The 20190-nt window shown below is 43.9% G+C and carries 14 protein-coding genes; 4 read left to right on the plus strand and 10 right to left on the minus strand.

The window, feature by feature from the left end; genetic code table 11:
* The first annotated feature begins 14 nt into the window (after positions 1-14).
* Together QVC79_RS13505 and QVC79_RS13510 are read left to right on the plus strand one after the other, a co-directional pair.
* The gene (locus QVC79_RS13505) at positions 15-935 is read left to right on the plus strand and encodes an ABC transporter ATP-binding protein (protein WP_270592471.1); all 921 of its coding nucleotides are present in this window, start codon (positions 15-17) and stop codon (positions 933-935) included.
* 20 nt (positions 936-955) lie between these two features.
* Positions 956-3253 (plus strand): Gldg family protein, encoded by a 2298-nt coding sequence (locus QVC79_RS13510; RefSeq protein WP_270592474.1) that lies wholly within the window; start codon positions 956-958, stop codon positions 3251-3253.
* A gap of 46 nt (positions 3254-3299) precedes the next feature.
* On the opposite strand, the gene QVC79_RS13515 is transcribed toward QVC79_RS13510, so the two are convergent.
* The 10 genes from QVC79_RS13515 to QVC79_RS13560 form a co-directional block, all read right to left on the minus strand.
* Complete coding sequence (locus QVC79_RS13515) at positions 3300-4721, minus strand: monomeric [FeFe] hydrogenase (protein ID WP_270592477.1); 1422 nt, start codon at positions 4719-4721, stop codon at positions 3300-3302.
* Positions 4711-4965 (minus strand): NADH-quinone oxidoreductase subunit NuoE family protein, encoded by a 255-nt coding sequence (locus QVC79_RS13520; protein WP_118304432.1) that lies wholly within the window; start codon positions 4963-4965, stop codon positions 4711-4713. Before QVC79_RS13520 ends, QVC79_RS13515 begins: the two co-directional genes overlap by 11 nt.
* Before the next feature lie 36 nt (positions 4966-5001).
* Positions 5002-6186: a SpoIIE family protein phosphatase gene (locus tag QVC79_RS13525; RefSeq protein ID WP_124317635.1), complete on the minus strand. Its 1185-nt coding sequence runs from the start codon at positions 6184-6186 to the stop codon at positions 5002-5004.
* A gap of 11 nt (positions 6187-6197) precedes the next feature.
* A complete protein-coding gene (locus tag QVC79_RS13530; RefSeq protein WP_270592484.1) occupies positions 6198-7916 on the minus strand; it encodes a [Fe-Fe] hydrogenase large subunit C-terminal domain-containing protein in 1719 nt (572 codons plus the stop codon).
* The gene (locus QVC79_RS13535) at positions 7907-8155 is read right to left on the minus strand and encodes a (2Fe-2S) ferredoxin domain-containing protein (protein ID WP_018338306.1); all 249 of its coding nucleotides are present in this window, start codon (positions 8153-8155) and stop codon (positions 7907-7909) included. The genes QVC79_RS13530 and QVC79_RS13535 overlap by 10 nt, the downstream gene beginning before the upstream one ends.
* Positions 8156-8420: 265 nt before the next feature.
* The gene (gene secDF, locus QVC79_RS13540) at positions 8421-11426 is read right to left on the minus strand and encodes a protein translocase subunit SecDF (RefSeq protein WP_270592487.1); all 3006 of its coding nucleotides are present in this window, start codon (positions 11424-11426) and stop codon (positions 8421-8423) included.
* A 97-nt stretch (positions 11427-11523) separates the two neighbouring features.
* Positions 11524-11949, minus strand: a complete 426-nt coding sequence (locus QVC79_RS13545; protein ID WP_124317881.1) for a retropepsin-like aspartic protease — start codon at positions 11947-11949, stop codon at positions 11524-11526.
* A 466-nt stretch (positions 11950-12415) separates the two neighbouring features.
* Positions 12416-13816, minus strand: coding sequence for a cell envelope integrity protein CreD (creD, locus tag QVC79_RS13550; RefSeq protein ID WP_124317880.1), 1401 nt, complete (start codon positions 13814-13816; stop codon positions 12416-12418).
* 65 nt (positions 13817-13881) lie between these two features.
* Positions 13882-14184, minus strand: a complete 303-nt coding sequence (locus QVC79_RS13555; protein ID WP_151411517.1) for a winged helix-turn-helix domain-containing protein — start codon at positions 14182-14184, stop codon at positions 13882-13884.
* A gap of 20 nt (positions 14185-14204) precedes the next feature.
* Positions 14205-14858, minus strand: a complete 654-nt coding sequence (locus QVC79_RS13560) for a hypothetical protein (protein WP_124316727.1) — start codon at positions 14856-14858, stop codon at positions 14205-14207.
* A 371-nt stretch (positions 14859-15229) separates the two neighbouring features.
* Between QVC79_RS13560 and QVC79_RS13565 the strand changes: the two genes are divergently transcribed.
* Both QVC79_RS13565 and QVC79_RS13570 read left to right on the plus strand, forming a co-directional pair.
* On the plus strand, positions 15230-18268 hold the full coding sequence (locus QVC79_RS13565) for a SusC/RagA family TonB-linked outer membrane protein (protein ID WP_270592495.1): 3039 nt from the start codon (positions 15230-15232) through the stop codon (positions 18266-18268).
* A gap of 12 nt (positions 18269-18280) precedes the next feature.
* Positions 18281-20047: a RagB/SusD family nutrient uptake outer membrane protein gene (locus tag QVC79_RS13570; RefSeq protein ID WP_270592498.1), complete on the plus strand. Its 1767-nt coding sequence runs from the start codon at positions 18281-18283 to the stop codon at positions 20045-20047.
* Positions 20048-20190: the final 143 nt, after the last annotated feature.

Below are 20190 nucleotides of genomic sequence, written 5' to 3' on the forward strand. Positions count from 1 at the left end.
TAATGAATATAAATATGGATACTCCAATTGTACGCATAGAGAATCTATCCCATCGTTATAGTGTTCAGTGGGCCGTTCGGGATATAAATTTGGAAATCAGACAGCATGGTATTTATGGACTTTTAGGTTCAAATGGAGCCGGAAAGTCAACGATTATGAATATCATGTGCGGCGTGTTGAAACAGACGGAAGGTGATATATATATAAAAGGAATAAATACGAGAATAGATCCCGTTGAGGCAAAATGTCATATTGGCTTTCTACCCCAACAACCCCCTTTACATCCGGATTTGACGGTGGAGGAATATTTAGATTATTCGGCTCGGTTGCGCTATATCCCGCATAAGGAAATTCCGGCTGCAATAACAGAGGTGGTGGAGAAATGCGGAATCTCGCATTTCAGAAAACGATTAATACGAAATCTCTCCGGGGGATACCAGCAACGGGTAGGAATTGCCCAAGCTATTATTCACAATCCGGATTTTATCATTTTGGATGAACCGACGAATGGTTTGGATCCGAATCAGATTGTAGAGATTCGTAATTTAATCAAACAGATTGCACAGGAGAGAACCGTGATTCTATCCACTCATATCTTACCAGAAGTGCAGGCTACTTGTGAATATATCTACATGGTAGAAAAAGGGAAAATGGTTTTCTCCGGGACGGTCGATGAATTTGATAATTATATTTTGCCAACCACGATCCGGGTAACCCTTCTCGCTCATCCGACCGTGGAAGAGTTGACCATGATTCCCGGTTTGGTGGCAGCCCAGCATCTGGGAGAGATGGATTATCGTTTACAGTTTGCAGATGCTCGGAACATGGTGGATGAAATTATCGAAACTTGTGGCATCCATAATTGGCGATTAAGTCAGATCTATATGGAGAAAAGCTCCTTGGATGTTGTATTTGCCGAACTTTCGAAGAAGTAGAATTTTAAATTACGTCAATTATGAAAACAGCATTTAATATAGCCAGGGTAGAATTACAGGTTTTGTTTTATTCTCCTATAGCCTGGTTTATTCTTATCATGTTTACTTTTCAAGTGGGTATGTTTTTCTGTCCGACTTTCGGGGGATTAGTGACTAGTCAGGCTATCGGGAACCAATTGCCGGGGGGACTTTCATATCAGGTTTTTGCATCCCGGGCAGGAATTTTCGGGATCATGCAGGGGTATTTATACCTTTATATCCCGTTGATCACGATGGGTTTAATGAGTCGAGAGCTGGGAAGTGGGTCTATTAAACTACTTTATTCATCCCCTGTCAGTAATTGCCAGATTATTTTGGGAAAATTCATTTCCATGATGATTTACGGATTGGTTCTGATTGGGATTCTCTTTTGTTTTGTCTTGTTTGCCGCTTTTACGATTAAATCTTTTGATTTTCCTTTAATCCTGTCAGGATTGCTAGGCGTGTATCTTTTGATATGTGCCTATGCAGCCGTGGGATTATTCATGTCCAGCCTGACTTCCTATCAGGTGGTGGCTGCGATGTTGACTTTAGCCGTGCTGGCCGTGTTGAATTATGTGAAAGGATGGTGGCAGGATATTGATTTCGTGCGGGATATTACTTGGTGGTTAGCCCTTTCCGGTCGTTCAGACACTTTTGTGAACGGGCTTATTTGTAGCGAGGATTTTATCTATTTCTTGCTCGTGATCACGTTGTTCCTGATGTTTGCCATTATTAAATTGAAAGCGGTACGCCAGAAAAGTTCTTGGACCGTGACGTGGGGTAAATATATCGGTGTATTTGTGCTTGCGGCTTTGTTGGGGTATATATCTTCCCGTCCGAAGATGATGTTTTATTATGATGTCACGGAGACAAAGATGAATACGTTGACAGAGAACAGTCAGGAAATCATGGCAAAGATGAAGGGGGGACTAACGATTACTACCTATGTCAATTTGCTGGATAAACATTTTCGCATGGGATTGCCGGAAGAGAGGAATCGGGATTTGTCTCGTTTCAATCGATACACCCGTTTTAAGCCGGAAATAGATTTGAAATACGTGTATTATTATGACAAGGCTGATAATAAGAGTCTGGATGAGCGATACCCGACACTTACGGATCGGGAACGCATGATAAAGATCGCTAATAATTATGATCTGGATTCTAATATGTTTTTGCGTCCGGAGGAGATTCGTCAGGTGATAGACCTTTCCGGGGAGAAGAATCGCTTTGTCCGTCAAGTAGTACGGGAGAGTGGGGAAAAAACTTTCCTGAGAGTCTTCGACGATGCGGTAGTATTTCCCACTGAGGCGGAAATTACGGCTGCATTCAAGAGACTGGTCATGGATTTGCCTACCGTGGGATTCTTGAAAGGACATGGAGAGCGAGATTGTTTGAAAGAGGGGGATCGTGACTATAATATCTTTGCTTGGGCTAAAACTTATCGTTATGCGTTAATAAATAGTGGTTTTGATGTAAAGGAGATTTCATTGAACGAAGAATTACCGGAGAAGTTGGATATATTGGTTATCGCAGATATGAAAACCCCGCTATCGGAGAATGAAATGACTCGCTTAAATGCTTACATAGAGCGGGGAGGTAACTTGTTGATTGTGGGAGAACCGAGACGGCAGGAGGTGATGAATCCTCTCGTGGAACAATTGGGTGTCCGATTCTTGCCGGGACAACTCGTGCGGCCAACAGAACATTTTTTACCGGATCTCGTACTTGCTAAGGCGACCCCGGAGGCAAATGCAATGTCTTATCTCTTTAATAGTTTGAGTTATGCCAAGGGTGTCATTGCCATGCCCGGCTGTACGGCATTGGAATACGTGGATGATAAAGGGTATGACGTTATTCCCTTGTTTGTGAGCGATTCCGCAAGGGGATGGAATGAGTTGCAAACGGTTAATTTCATTGATGATAAAGTGGAATTGAATCCTGAAACGGGAGAGGTGGAACGTTCTTATGTTACGGCTTTGGCTTTGTCCCGTCAGTTTGGAGAAAAGCGACAAAAGATTGTTGTTTTAGGTGATGCGGATTGCTTGAGTAATGTGGAATTAAGTCGGGGAAGAGCTAACGTGAAAGCGGCTAATTACATCTTAATTTCAGGTATTTTCTATTGGTTATCAGATGAGGAGGTGCCAATTGATGTTCGTCGTCCCCCGCTGCCAGATAATGAGGTTTATATTGGAGAGACAGCTATGGAGGTGTTTAAGATCATTTTCAAATGGATATTACCAATTGGTCTATTGATCTTTACAATATTTATGTGGATAAGGAGAAGAGGAAAGTAATATCGTGTAAATGAAAATCCCCGCTCAAAAGGCGGGGATTCCTATTTTATTTTTCTAACGCTTTCTTGATCTGTCGTTTGGCTAATGTAAGAGGAGCCAGTGAACAAGGTCCATTCACGCAACCACCATCACAAGCCATTACTTCGACAAACTGGGCTTCCGGTTTTTTCACCATAGTTTTCAGTAAAGTCTGATTTTTCTTGTCAAGTCCTTCGATGGAAAGAGTCGTGTAACCATTTCCAACAGCCTCTACAATAGCATTGCGAACCCCACCGGCTTGAGCGTATCCGCGGGCGAATTTCGTAACTTCCGGATTCAATGGTAATTCTTCACAAGTTTCCGGATTAATGTCATAAGCCACCATGAATGCTCCCAATTCTTCGAAACTCATCACGTAGTCTACTTCCGGAACGTACATTTCTGCTTCGTAACGTTTAGCCAGACACGGGCCGATAAATACGACTTCGGCATCCGGATATTGTTCTTTTACCCGGCGGGCGGCATAAACCATCGGGCTACGGGTGTCGGAAACAAATGGTTTTACCATGGGGGCGTGTTTGTCGACCCAACCCACGTAAGCCGGGCAGCAGGAAGTGGTCATGAAAGGTTTCCCTTCTTCCATGCGTTCCAAGAACTCGGCTGCCTCGTTGCGGGAAGTATCTTCTGCACCCAAAGCTACTTCTACCACGTCATCAAAACCGATGGCTTTGATGGCGGAAAGAATCTGTCCCGGAGTTGCGTTGAACTGTCCGTAGATAGCCGGAGCCGGGATAGCTATGATTTTCTTGTCCGGGGCGGTAATGCTTTTGTACACGTCGATTACCTTGGAACGTTCCATGATCGCCCCGTAAGGACAAGTTTGCATACATTTTCCGCAATAGATACATTTATCTTTGTCGATATGCTCGGTTCCGTCTTCGCCTTTGGTGATCGCTTTCACCGGGCAAACATCCTCGCAAGGTACGGGCGTGTACACGATCGCGTGGTAAGGGCAGACTTTAGAACATAGTCCGCAACCCACGCAGTCTTCCTGCGTGATGCAAGCTTTACCACCCTTGAAAGAGATAGCCGCTTTCGGGCAGTTCATCAAACAAGGACGTCCCTCGCAACCGCGACACATGTTGGTTACGAAGTACTGGGATTGCATACAAGCACTACAAGCCTCATGAACCACGGAAAGAATATTCTCTTTCGTGTTCTTGTTATCAAGTGCTTTCTGTGCGAAGTCAGACAAGGGGATTAGGTCGATTTCCTCGTCCGTGATCTCGAAGCCCAAGATAGAGATAATCTTATGCTTCAAGATGTAGCGATCTTTATGCACGCAACACTTGATCGGTCTTTTATTTTTTGGGCGCATTTCCACTGGAATGTACTTCACCCCATTTACTAGATTTTCTTCCTTTAAAAGTTTTACAATTCTAATCAGTAACTCACGTTTCGTGAGCATCGCAAAATTGTCATATAACATTTCTTACTTCCTCTTTAACGATTTGTATTAAACTATTTTTACTAACGCCAGCAATACGTTTTCCATTTACTTCAATAAACGGTGGGGCTTGTTCACCTTTGCCACACCCTAAACATGGAGAATAGCTTACATTCAGATGTTCGAGGATATTTTGGGGAAGAGATTCAATCGTGTCTCTCAACTCTGCGCCACCCATGACATAGCACATGGTTCCTACGCATATTTTTACATTTACTTTTTCCATCGTGTTGTGAGTTGGTTTTGTTTTTGATTTTATCCCCTAAATATACATAATCTCTACATCTTTCAAATACTTTGTCTCCAATAAAAATTTTATTTTTTTGACCACGTTTCTCCGGATCTCTAACTCCACGGGAAGATTGGGATCCTGGTGCGCCGTGTTGATACGGGTTCCCACGAGTAACGTGATTTTATCACTATTCAACAACATTCTCACCATCAGCTCTGCCGGTCCGGCTTCCCGACGGCGGTCAATATCTCCTTCCGTCAGGATACGCTCAACCTTACCTAACGTCAGAATTCCTTCGGTGACAAGATCGACACCTTCCATCTTGGAGATGGGAGGGAGTTCTTTGTCCACGATATTCATGTCAACTTCCATTTTTGCTCCCAGTTCACGGGAGATAATGGTGGCCGTGGTTCCCCCGCACAGGATCTTTTTCCCTTGAAATTCCCGTACCCGGTTAGCCAGGTATTTATCGTTCTTCTCGTCGTAGGGAGGTCCGGTGCATACAAGCAAGTTACGGGGTTTTCGCATATAAATGACACAACAACTCGTGTCATCTTTCAGCGAGTAACCGTCGTTCTTTTCCGCTTGATTCACTATCTTATGTGCCAATTCCTTGGCGGATATATCATTATATTGATTTACTAGGTTTGCAATATATTCTTTTGCCCCGTCTTCCCAGCCAAAGGGCATTTTAGCCGTTCCCATGCCGGATTGGCTAACCCCGTCACTGAAGAAGATAATTCGATCTTCTTTTTCCAGCGTGAACTCGGAGATCCACAGAAACGTATTTTCAAGGTCTTCCCGTTCCACCGGAATTTTCTCCTTGGAAATACTGACAAAACGCCCGTTCCGGTACAAGTAGTAGGAGGGGGTTTCGTACTCGATAATTTTCACGTTACCGAAACAGTCGATGTCACAGATACAAAAGGTCGAATAACTGATCTTTCGCACCATGTCTTTCGGCAGGGTATTCATGATCGAGGTGGAGGTGCGTAGGATGCTCTCGTTCATGGCGGTAAAGTTCATGGCCATGGTTGCTGTCATCGTGGATAGGACACAGGCTTTGATCCCGCTTCCCAGACCATCTGATAACACGCTGATAACACGTCCCTCACCTTTTAGTTTTTGAGACATGAAACAATCCCCGCAGACAACATTGCCCGCTTTATTCTTCTGGAAGAAGTCAACCTCGATGAAATTACCGTTGTTTCTCAAGACAAATGAAATTAGAGTGGTTTCTTTTGATCATTTTTCTTGTAAGCCTCCATTACGGAGCGTAACGTTGCATCCGTGAAAGCGGCATTTTCTCCAAGCAAACAAGCTACTTGCTGGACGGTTTCCATGTGTTTCTTGATTACTTCTTGGGTCTTTTCGAGCATCCATTCTTTACGGACATAAGGTTCGCGTAAATCCTGTAATAACCCGAAAACCAACCGGTGAGGTTGTATGTTATAGATGGATATAATCCATGTGCGGTCTTCTTCCCGTACCTGTCGTTCGATAATTTCCTTACCGGTTGTCAACACGGCACGGAACAAGTCCTCGTAGGAACAGATGTTTTTCAGCTCCATACCGTTCAAACCGGGATCGACCTCGTAAATAGAGGCAATGTCCTCTCCCATGAGTGTGGCGCAGGATTGATTCATGTCTACGACTTTCAATTCCGAGTTGACGAGTAATACTCCGGCCGGAATCTTTTGGAGGAGTACGGTGGCCTTATCATGTGCGATTCTTCTCATGTAAGATACACACATATTTTCTTCGGCCCGCCCTTCCAGCATGGCAATGGCGAAATCACGACAAGTGTCGTAACCGCAACCACTACAATTTAATTCGTCTTCAGGTCCGGTTTTGCCCACGACGGCCATAGCCTGTTTGATTTCCTCTTCCGTGTAGGTGTGATCTTGCACGTGAGGGTCTTTGCAGAATAGAATCTGCAAATCGATATTTTTGAAATCATCCTTGGGGTTTCCCAATTCTGATTGATGAATAATCTCGTATCTTTTTAAGGCCGGGGATATGTGGCTCAATTTGGCAGGACCGTTGATGCATCCGCCCTTGCAAGCCAATAATTCCAAGAAAATGGAATCGTTCTCCCGGTGTGAATCCAGTTCTTTCAACACGTCTTTCACGGTTGAAAGTTCCGAGAAAGCCATGTGATGTATTTGTTTTTTGCCCTTTTGCATCCCTTTCAGCATCCCGCCCTCGATGGGGTAGTAGGCGCCCATTCCGGAACGGTAAGGCACGAAACGAGCCTCCGGTTGATTCGGTGCGATATTTTTCAAGTTGATATCGGATTGTTCGAACCATTTTTTCAAGTCCTTGAACGTGATCACCACGTCGACGAGGTTATTAAAGTAGTCCGCTTCCAACTTCTTGCAGATACAGGGACCTGCAAACACGATTTTCACATCTTCCCCATATAACTGTTTCAGAATCTTGGCGTGAGCCAGCATGGGAGAAATAATCGGTGTGATAAAACGTACGTGATCCGGGGAATATTTCCGGATGTATTCAACAACAACCGGACAAGCCGAAGAGATGTACACGCCATTTTCGGCTTCTTCTAGGAATTTCTCGGTTCTATCCGTGACGATTTCAGCTCCAAGGGCAGTTTCTGATACACTTGTGAAACCTAAACGTTTGATGGCGGCAATCAGCACACTGGAATGAATTCCTTCGAATTCACTCACGTACGAGGGGGCCAGTGATAGAATGACTTTGGGATTCTGCGTAAGGGTTAATTTCGCACGGGTTAACCCGTCACGTATCTTTTTAGCCCCGGTTGGGCACACTTGCGTGCAATGCCCGCAGTAGATGCAACGATCTTCAATGATAGATGCTTGGTTGTTTTCCATCCGGATTGCCTTCACGGGACATTCCCGGATACATTTATAACAATCCTGACAATTGTCCGGTTCTGTATAGATGGGTCTCAGTTGCATGGGAATTCTTCTTGTAAGATTTTGTACAAACGCGATAGATTTACTTCTTCATACACTTTGTCATCGATCCGGATAATAGGACCCTTACTACACAATTCCTCGCACAAATGCCCGCAGAAATCGATCTCTGCTTCCAAGTTATTTTCACTCAGATATTTCTTGATTGCTCCGAGGTTGGTATTGTTTCCCCGGGAAAAACAAGAACTTCCTAAACAGATTCTGATCTGACGCTTTGACATACTTGTAATTGTTCGATTATCCTGTTGCTGCTTTCTACGTTACAAAAGTAGGATATTTATTGTTATAAACCCAATTATATTGCAACTTTAATATTGATATATCATTTTTACTTTCAATTTGTAACTTTTTTGATGTTATGGAAGGGGGATTGTGGGACACCGGCATGTGTATACTGCAATACCGGGGAGTGAGCCTTTTTATCTCGTGTGCAAAAAAATAGCTCCTTTTTACAGGAGCTATTTTGTATAAACTTGAAATATTTTTTTATTTCTTCTCTTCTACTTTCTTTTTGAATCTTCTGGTTAAGTCGAAAGAAATAGGAGTTGCGATGAACAGTGATGAGTATGTACCGACAATGATACCTACTAACAAGGCGAAAATGAATCCCTTGATTGAAGCACCACCGAAAACGAATATCGCTAACAACACGACGATGGTTGACAATGAAGTACTGAATGTACGACGTAACGTAGAGTTCAACGCATCATTTACTACTTGTTCATCATCACGTTTGGGGTATAGTTTACGGTACTCACGGATACGGTCGAATACAACCACGGTATCGTTGATTGTGTAACCAACAACCGTCAACACGGCAGCGATAAAGGATTGATCAACTTCCAAAGAGAACGGTAACAGACCTGCAAACAAGGAGAATGCCCCGATTACGATGATCGTGTTATGAGCCAAGCCGACAACAGCTCCGGCACCATATTGCCATCTGGAGAATCGTACCATAATGTAGATAAAGATACCGATCAAGGCGAATAATACGGACCATACAGCAGCTCTTGTCATGTCCTCAGCCACGGCGGGTCCGATCTTTTGTGTCTGTTGCAAGTTCACGCTGCGGAAAGTTTCGTAGTCTGTTCCGGCGGGAAGAATTTCTTGTAACCCGATATATAATAATGAGTCCACATTCGCATCAACCTCAGCTCCGGTTTCAGCAATCCGGTATTTCGTGGTGATCTTCACGTTATTTGCAGTTCCTACGGTCTTCACTTCCGGAGCGCTTCCGTAAACTTCTGCCAGTTTCTCTGCAACATCACCCACTTGTACGTCTTGTGCAAAAGTCACGGTATAAGTTCTACCTCCCACGAAGTCGATACCTTTATCCAAACCTCTAGTAAACAGGGATACGAAACAAAGTACAATCACGATACCGGAAATCGTGTAACTGATTTTCCGTTTTTTCAAAAACGGGAACTTGGTATTTCTCAACCAGTTTGCAGTTAACGGGGTTGTGAAGGTAACATTGTCACTCTTGGATGCAGCTCTTTCAAGGATCAAACGAGTGATGAAGATTGCTGTGAATAGAGAAGAAAGGATACCGATGATCAACGTGGTTGCGAAACCTTTGATCGGGCCTTCTCCGAAGTAGTACAGGATAAATCCAGTTAATAACGTGGTCAACTGACCGTCGATAATAGCCGAGTAGGCATTACTGTAACCTTCCTTGATTGCAAGTTTCAATCCCTTACCGGCTCTGATTTCCTCTTGGATACGTTCGTAGATCAACACGTTGGCATCGACGGCCATACCCATGGTCAACACGATACCGGCAATACCGGGTAAGGTCAATACGGCTCCAATGGATGCCAGAATACCGAACAAGAAGAACAAGTTGGCGAGCAATGCGATATCGGCAGCCAAACCGGCATTCTTACTATAAAAGAATAACATATAGGCCAATACCAACACGAACGCAATGATGAATGACCACATACCGGATTGAATAGCCTCTTGTCCCAGTGATGCTCCAACCACCTCGTCAGCGATGATACGTGCGGGGGCGGGTAATTTACCGGATTTCAAGATGTTTGCAAGGTCTCCTGCCTCTTTCACGTCAAAACGTCCGGAAATCTGAGAGCTACCGCCCTTAATCTCGTCGTTTACGTTAGGAGAGGATGCAACCATACCGTCAAGTACGATAGCGATGCAACGTCCGATATTATCTTTTGTCAAACGAGCCCATGTTTTGGTTCCCTCTCCGTTCATCTGCATGGAAACAACCGGACGACCTTGTTGATCATAGTCTTGTCTTGCATCAATTACAGCGTCTCCTTCAAGCGGAGCTTTGCCGTTACGTGTGGTAATCTTGATAGCGTGTAAAGGAACCATGCCATTTATAGCTTTCATTTCCCACAACAGACGTGCATTTCTGGGGAAAGCTGCTTTTACTTGCGGTAATCTTAAATAGGCGTTGATTTTAGCCGTATCTTTAATGTTGGCATATCCAATTGTAGAACCACCCACGGGTTGACCCTGTTGAGTCATGTTGGGTGATAATATGGCAAGAAGTGGATGTTCTTTCTCGTATTCAGCCATGCTGGTTACCGTTTTCAATGAATCGGATTCACCTTTGATTGCGTCTAGGATGGCTGATTCTTTATCTTGCACTTTAGTCGTGTCTGTTACCTGAGCGGTTGTTTCTTCATTTGCAACTTTGGATGTTTGGGCGTCAAGAACCTCTTTTAGTTTTTGATCCGCGGCAGCCAAGTAGTTGATGAATGCATCTTCTCCGGCATCTTGTCCCTTTGCGTTGTCGAATGTTTCATAGAATTCCAAAGCGGCAGTTCCTTGTAACAACTCTCTCACACGTTGCGGTTCCTTGATACCCGGCAACTCGATAACGATTCTTCCGGAGATGTCAGCTTTACGGATATTGGGTTGAGCAACACCAAAACGGTCGATACGAGTACGAAGAATGTTAAACGTGTTGTCGATAGCTCCGTCAGCCTCTTTGCGGATCACGTCAAGAACTTCCTTGTTGCTAGCTCCGACTTTGATCTTTTCTTTCATTTCGTGAGTACCGAAAATAGCCGGGGATGCCAGTTGCGCTCCCGGGGCAATTTTTTCGAAAGCCTCACCGAAAAGGGTTACGAAGTCTTTCGGGCTGGAAACTCTCATCTTCACGGCTTCCTCGATTGCTTGATTGAAAGCGGGATCCGTGCTGTGGTTTGCTAGACTTTTTACCACGTCTACCACGTCAACTTCCATGGTCACGTTCATACCACCCTTCAAGTCCAAACCGAGGTTCAGTTCCAACTCCTTACATTCCTTGTAAGTGAATTTGGCCAAACCGAGGAAATTGTAGACGGGTTGGTTCGCAACCGAATCTAAATACTCTTTCTCTTTAATAGGGTTACCGTTGGCGAACTCCTTCGCCGCGTTCTCTACCTGGTTGGTTTTATAAGTAAAAAACAACTGATAAAGACTCACCAATGCCAAAGCAACAGCGAGTAGTGTAATCGCTCCTTTATTCTGCATCTGTTTAATGAATTTATAATTACTTAAGCTTCAATTCTTCTTTTAACACATATTTAGTGCGCAAAAGTATAACAATTTTTTCAAAATTGCTATACAATTAGGCAGATACTTTTAATGTTAACTCCTTATTTCCATAATCAATGACCGCCTCATGCCTAACGAGAAAATCACTTCCCAACAATCCGGCAACCCTGCGCTGCAGGTGTTTGTCGTATAGAGAATTCACGTACTGCAAGTCGATGACTGCCGCGTGGATATTCTCGATTGTGTGGTTATCGATCTGTAGAGCCGTGATATTCACAAGCTGGACCTCATTAATTTCTCCGCACACCCCCCCGGAGTTAATCTCGGAAACATCATCCAGCGGTTCATAGCTAAACGGTGTAAGTTTGTCTATGACCGTCACGGATGCTCCCGTGTCTATAATGAAATCTCCCTCAATGCTACCGATTTGCAGAGAGACGATGATGTGAAAGCTGTTATCTTCCAGTTCAACGATCTCTATCGGAATCTTTATCTCCATATTTTAAAGTTTGCACAAACTTACGCATTTTCGGTGAAATCCAAAAAAGAGGAATGTTAATTTCAGAAAGAAATCGAGGAATAAAGCTAATAATTACAATTCGTTAATCCTGAAGTATGCTGTTCTTAGCACGATATGAATAAACAGTTGAACGTGTAAATGGTTATTAGAGAAGAAAATGCTACGGATAAAATTCCCAGTAAAATTATGTTGGCAGTTTGGGACTTAATATTGTAAAGGCCTATGATCACACTGGCTATGGATTGCAATCCGGAAATCCCGGAAATCGCTAGGGCAAGATAATGGCCGAGACGATTGTCGTATATTCCTATCGAGTACAAGGTAACTAGGAAAACAACGAGTAGGGATAGCGTGATGGATAAATTGTGTATCCAGAATTTTTTCATGATGTTGTCGATTTTTGTTTTTCCCCTTTCCGGTTGATCCCGGAAAGAGGAAAAAGTGGTTATTGGTTATTATACCAGTTTATTTTTTGAGAGAAATACATGATAATCGCTAAGATAACGAATAATCCGATGCTCCCCACCAGCAAGGCGTAGGTTTCCAGTTGGATCAGGAAGAAAATGTAGGCGTAAAGGCAAGCCAGAAGTCCCCCGATCGTTAATGCCGTTTTCTTTATTTTTAAAATACCGATCATGTAGAATGTGATTAGTAAAGTAGTCATGAGAGCAGAGATGATATAGGCAGGGGTGAATCCGATATGTTCGGACGTGGAGACTAATAGCGTGTAGAACAAGCATAGGGCCAGCCCGACAAGTAAATATTGAACCGGGTGAATGTTCTTTTTCTGGAATATTTCCACGAAGAAACTGACAACGAAAGTCAATATGATGATTAAAAAGGCGTATTTAGCGGAGCGTGTGGATTTCTGGTATTGGTCTACCGGGAACAGGAGATCTACCCCGAATGTGGATTCCGTAATGGCGTAGTTCGTGTATTGGAATCCCAAATTGTCATCCGTTATGTCCCTGTATGCGTTCGTGGTGGCACGATAGGGACTCTCTTTGAGAATCTGTGAATAGTTCCGGTTGAATTCCAGTACTTCCCATTTGCTCGTGAAACCTTCTGGCGAGACCTCTCGTTCCGTGGGTAAAAAGGCTCCATTAAAGCTTGGGGTTTGACAATTTGAACGAATGGCGACTTTTGTTGTTCTGCCAAGAGGGGTAAATTGAATGGACTCGGAGCCTTTCAGTTTGAGTTTTATCGTGAAATGAACGATCGAATCGTTTGCAAACAGTTGTTGTGGCGTGATTTTCGATGATATGCCGGAAACGACGAGGCTGTGGGGATCAACCCCCGGTGTGAAATTCAGTTTCCGGTTGTCCCATTCCAGCGAGATTTGTTCGTTGATTCCTCGCAAATCACTGATTCCAAGGTTGATTGTGGCACCTTCAATCAATTTGTCGTTGGGGAATAGGTTGCTTTCTTTTAAGTCTCTGGCCGAGAATGTCCCGGTAATCTCCAGCGTGGAATTGTAAACGATAATTTCATATAATCCTCGTTTGAGTTCCTGCGTGTTGACGTCTCCAGTGATATTCAGTTGTTCGGGAAGATAATTGATATATCCCTTTTTGTTCTCTCCTTTTTCGTTCTGGTAAAAATAAGGGATGGTTAATATCGGACCAATGAGGGTTTGAGACTTGCTCCATTTTTGTTGAACCTCTTGTGCGGCAGCATCTGCTGTCATTTCCCTTTCATTGATTAGCCCTCGAATCATGCTCATGGGGATGAAAGACAAGAGGATAAGGAAGGCTATGAGTACGATCTTTAGAACTAAAGAGTCTTGTTTGTTGAGACTTTTTCGTGTGCCGTTCTCTTTTTGATTTTTTGCTGTTTGTTCGTCCATGGTGTATTGTATTTAATGTTATTTGAAAAGAACTTTGAATTTCAAAGTATAATGAGTAAAAAAAATTATATATTCTGATTCTTTAAAAACTCTTCCAAGGCGTTTAAATGTTTCGCGAAAGCTTCCCGGCCTTTCTGCGTGACGGAGAACGTCGTGTTGGGGCGTCGTCCGATGAATTGTTTCTGGCATTGGATATATCCCAATTCCTCAAGACTCCTTGTGTGGCTGGCTAGATTCCCGTCTGTGAGATCGAGTAAATTCTTGAGTGTTACGAAATCTACCGATTCGTTGACAACCAAGATGGACATGATTCCTAGGCGTGCCTTGCTTTCAAAAGCCTTGTTTATATTTTCAAGGTATTCTTTCATGGATCGCAATTTACATTTGGTTACGGTCTTGCCGGATGCTGTTTGTGTTCAACTTTATAATAAAAGTATATTCCTGCCGCTATATGAAGTAATCCGAAACCTATAACCCAGAATAGAAGGGCATGGGTGATCACGAAACTGTCAACGAGGCCTAACAGTATCTCTGCGTAGCCTAAGTAGCGTATGTCCGAATAGGTGTATTTGGAACAATTCACGAGAGATAACCCGTAGAAAATGAGCATTATGGAAGAGGTTAATCCGTAGTATTGCTGCCAGATTAAAGAGAAACAAAGGATTCCCCCGGTCAGCAAGGGAAGAAAGAAGTTCCAGAGTAAACGGTGGACGGATTTATCTTTAAAGATGTTTCTACATCCTTTTTTGGCTTTTTGGTAGCTCATCGTGAATGCGGTGAGGAGTGAGAGTGCGAGTACTCCCAGCGCGATCAAGCAAATTGATGCGAGCTGGTAAGTGGTGTTGATATTTAATAATGGTATATTAAACAAGGTGTCAAAAGAGTCTTGTTTGTTTAGAATAAAGTAGGCCAAGCCGGTTCCGATGCAGGCATAAATGCCAACGAGAATAGCGGAAATTCCGCTTATCGACATGAATTTCGTGGATTTTTCCATGAGTTCTTTGATGTCGTGTAATGTATCGAGCGCTTCTTTATTTTCCATATTCTAAAAGTTCTTTGTGTTGCAAAGTTAAAATAGATTTTTTATTAAATCAATAAAAAGGTGAATTATTTTGCAGGAGATATTGTTGTTGAAATTTATATAAATTTAAATGATGTGGAATGTTGGTGTTTGGTGTGTGTAAAAATTCCACACTTTCTTATTGTCTCATGATGAAATTTAGAGGCCTTCTTTGCAGAAAATCAATTCGATATTTTCTTCCTTGTGTTTTGGTGTGTTTGTTGTGTAGGAAAAATTACGTGAATTTTTGAAGGAAAATTAATGCATATACGTGATATAAAATGAAGGATCTAAATTTTTTTCAGAAAGGCGTTAGCAAGTTCAGAATGGTTCTATTACTTGGCTGCCTATGTATGATGGGAACAATTTCCCGAAGTGTTGCGGGTGAAGTCGATTCGACGCAAGTTGCAACGTGGAAAATGTTTGGTCGAGTAATTGATGAACAAGGAGAACCAATTATCGGGGCCGCTATCTTGGAACAAGGAACAACAAATGGATGCGTGACTGATACTTTGGGCAATTACAAGTTAACGGTAAAGGCTGGAGCCGTACTTCGGGTTTCTTTTGTCGGGTATGTTACCCGGGAAATAGTGTTAAAAAAGGCAGGAATGCGAAATGTTCGGTTGCGGGTGGATAATGAAGAGTTGGATGAGGTGGTTGTCGTGGGGTATGGTTCCGTGGCCCGGAAGAATTTTACGGGGTCCGTGAGCGTGATTAACACTGCGGAATCTCCTTTAGCTTTATTACCGAACACAAACTCGATGGATGCATTACGGGGAACGGTAACGGGTATTACCGTGTCGCAACAACAAGGAGCGGGACAGGCGCCTTCTTTACAAGTACGGGGACAAAAGTCGATTGGGGGATCGACATCTAACCCGTTGATCGTGATGGATGGGGTGATTTTTATGGGGAGTTTGCGGGATATTGATCCTAATATCATCGAAAGCATGAGCGTGTTGAAAGACGCGACTTCTTTGGCTGCTTATGGATCACAGGCTGCCAACGGGGTAGTGATGATCACGACGAAACAGGGGAAATTAGGAAAACCCGTGCTGAATTTTAATGCATCGTGGACATTGTCGGAGATGGCGAATCGTCCGGAAGTGCTGAGTCCGGAGAATTATATTAAAAAGATTAATGCAACCCAGCATCTAGCGGAGGACGCTGACCCTTCAGCTTGGATGAGTGGATTCGAGCTAGAAAATTATAAAAACGGCAAGACTACGGATTGGTTGGATTACGTGAGCCGGGTAGGATTGATGCAGAGTTATTCGGCATCCGTATCCGGTGCGACGGAAAAATTAAATTATTTCCTATCCGCCTCTCACGTTGATCAGGAAGGTGTGATTATTGGAGATGATTATAAACGAGAGGCTTTGTCGCTCCGTTTGCAGAGTGACGTGGCTTCTTGGTTGCAAGTCGGGACGCAAATAGGATATACCTTTAATGATTACTCCGGTCCTACGACTTACAATCTGGTACAGGCCTTGCGTTTGACTCCTTACGGCCGTGTGACACGTCCGAACGGTGAACTGGAGAAGTACCCGAGAGAATTGGGGGGCGGATTAACAAATCCCTTGTGGTTGGTGAATAGTGGTACGGTGGATGATCATGATACTTATGCCACGACTTTAATTAAGGGGCATGTGCTTGTGAAATGTCCTTGGTTGGAAGGGCTAACTTATCGGGTAAATGCGGCTTATTCTTGGGAGAACGTGGAACGGGATTATTTCGAGCATGAGGGGTATTTCGTGGCTGAAGGAACTTCTGAAGATCGGTATTCAGCCTCGGCATTATCCGGTTTCTTGAGTAAGGCGAATGGGTATAGCGCCCGCACGAAGAACACGTACTGGGTAATGGACCATATCGTGAATTTTAATCGTCAATTCGGGAAACATTTTGTTGATGCGACCTACGTTTACACGAGGGATTCCAAGCGGTATGACTACCGGAAGATGACCGGAAGCGATTTTTCGGATCAAGGGAATACCGTGTTAGGAGCCGATGGGTTGGTGTATGCTAAAACACAGAAAATTACGAATATAGATAAGACAAAGCATAACAATATCGGGTATCTGGGACGAATCAGTTATAATTATAACGACACGTATCATTTAAGTGTTTCCGTGCGTCGGGATGGATCATCCGTGTTCGGGAAGAACTCGAAATGGGGTGTTTTCCCGGCAGTCGGGGTGGCATGGACGGTTTCGAATGAACGTTTTATGAAACGGGTGTCGTTCATTGATTATTTAAAGTTGAAGGGATCGTGGGGTAAGAATGGTAATCAATCTCTGGACCCGTACATGACATTGTCTCAGATAAAATTAGGACAAGAAGGCGGTATCGGTTATCCTTTCGGGAATGAATCGACGATTAGCTGGGGCCAACGCTATGATAAACTCGGAAATGCCGATCTGGGTTGGGAGACAACGGAGGCATTTAACTATGGGTTTGACCTCGGTTTATTGGGTAGCCGGATTTATTTGGAATTTGACGGTTATTTCTCGAAGACGACCGATCAGATTTTTGATCGATTGTTGCCCGTGATGAATAACGGGTTGACAAGTATGAAAGCCACGATGGGGCAGATTGATAACTGGGGGATAGAGGCCACGTTGACCACGCAGAATGTCCGGACGAAAGACTGGAATTGGAGTACGGCTGTCACGTTCTATTTAAACCGGAATAAATTGAAAGATTTATACGGTGACGGGAAAGATGATATTTCCAATAGTCTGTTTATCGGGAAATCTTTGGGAGCCATTTACGGTTATAAGTCAATAGGAATTGTACAGGAAGAAGATATTGAATACATCGAGGCAAACAACGCAGCTCCCGGTGACGTGAAATTTGCCAATTTGGACGGGAGTGAGGATGGTAAGATTACAGCAGACGATCGTACCATCTTGGGATACAACAAGGAAAATTTCCGGATGAGTTTGAGTAGCACGCTTAAATACAAGAATCTGGAATTGTATTTCTTGTTCGCAGGGGTGTTTGGGGGAAATGGTTACGGACTGAGCCAGAACACGTATGCTTACCAAACGGCAACAGGAACCGTGTGGGATAATAACTTGGATCATGGTTGGTGGACCCCGGAAAACAGAAGTAACAAATATCCCCGTGTGGATTATGCAGACAGTCGTTTTACCCCGCTGCAAAGTTATGGATTCGTACGTTTGCAGGATTTAAGCCTTTCCTACACTTTCCATCAGGATTGGTTGAATCGTTTGCAGATCACCGGGTTGAAAGTCTTTTTTGCTGCAAAGAACGTGTTCACGATAACCAATTGGGTTGGTGGTGATCCGGAAATCAAGCAAACGTTAGGAGGAAGTTACGGTTATCCGTTGGCAGCCATGTATTCATTTGGAGTTAATTTGACATTTTAAATTTGGAGCGTGATGATGAAAACTAGAAAATATATTGCGGTTATTTTTGCCGCTATGGTAATGGGAATTTCCGGGTGTAACGATGATCTTTTTCTGGAAGAACATCCCGACACGTTTTACACGGCTGAAGATGCTTTCAAGACCGTGGATCAGGTAAAAGCTTGCGTGACGAATATGTATGCCCACGCTCGTTATTGGTTACAGAATGACGTGTTTTTAAAAGGGGCAGGTACCGATATGTTTGATACCCCGATGTGGCGGTCAAGTGGTAACGGGATGTCTAACTTCTCTTCTTGGTCCACGGATAAAAATGAAGTGAAGAATATTTACGAGGCCTATTATCAGTTAGTGAGTTATGCCAACCAGACTTTGGAGGGGGCAGAAGTAAAGACCTTGAACTGGGATAGCGAGAATGACCGGGCGCAGGTACGGGCACAGGCTAATTTCTTCCGGGGATTTGCTTACCTCACTTTGGGTGAGTTGTTCGGGGGAGTTCCCGAAGTGACGAAATTCTATCAAGAACCCCGGTATGATTTCACCCGGATGACCCGGGAGGAAACGTATCGGTTCGCCATTCAAGATTTGAAGAATGCGGCGGATACTTTGCCTGATTATCCGGGAGAGGCGGGATGCGTGGCGAAAGGTGCGGCCTATCATTATTTGGCAGAGGCTTATCTGGCTTTGGCTACCGAGTTGGGGGATGATCGGGAATTGTTGCAGCAATCCATTCTTTACGCGACCAAGGTTACCGAGTTACACTCTTTGATGACCGAGCGGTTCGGTTCCCGGGCAAAACCGGGTTCTGGTGAAGCCATGAATGGAGTCGAGGCTTATTACCCGGACGGGGATGTCTTTTTTGATCTTTTTCAACGGGGAAACTTGGATTATGCCGAGGGAAATACCGAGGCTTTGTGGACGTTGCAAAATGATGTGACGGTCTGGCATGACTTCGGGGGAAATCATTTTTTGCCTTATGCCGGAAGTTTTTCTCCCGTGTTGAGGGAGATGCGTTGGAAAAGCGAATATTCGGAATCGGATGCCGGGTATGGCCCGTGGAACACGAATATTGATGAATCAATCTATCCCGGGGGAAACCTCTGTGCCTATGTTGGTGGCCGGGGAGTGTCTTTTAATGCCCCGACAAACTACATGATCAATGATATTTGGGCGGGTGATTTTGCCACGGATATTCGGAATTCAAAGGCGAATATCCGTCGGGAATTCGTGTGTATCGATACCAAACACAGTAAATACGGTCAGATCGTGACAGCCGATATGTTGGATGAATCAAACATGGATCATTATTACCCGGTATGGACCAAATTCGCTCCCGTGGATGATTGGGGATACGAGGATTTAGTGTACGGGGGAAATCGTACGAATACTTTCCGGGACGAGTATGCTTGTCGTTTAGCCGAAACTTATTTGTTACGGGCAGAGGCTTATTTCCGTATGGGGGATGCCGGTAGTGCCGCTAATGACATAAATCAGTTGCGCGGTCGGGCGCAATGCAGCCGCATGGCAACAACGGGAGATATTTCTTTAGCTTTTATCTTGGACGAGAGAGCAAGAGAGTTGTTCATGGAGGAAAGAAGATGGTGTACGTTATTACGTATGCAAGGCTCTGTCATGGAGGATCAACTTCGGGCTCATGCGTATTACATTGCTGATTACCCGACTTACACGGGAACAATCGAGTGGAAATTATTCCCGATCCCGCAGAAAGCGATTGACGCGAATATAGATGCCAAGCTGGAACAGAATCCGGGGTGGAACTAGAAAACTAAATTCTGACATAGGTTTACCCTGGTTTACAGTAGCTTTTTTAGGATAATATCCTTGAATCCACTGTAATGCTACTGATATACTAGGGTAATAATCTCTCTCTTGCGTTACATCCCCGGAGATCAACCGTTACTCGG

Origin of the sequence: Butyricimonas sp., from assembly GCF_019423355.1 — a bacterium.
Lineage (GTDB): Bacteria > Bacteroidota > Bacteroidia > Bacteroidales > Marinifilaceae > Butyricimonas > Butyricimonas faecihominis.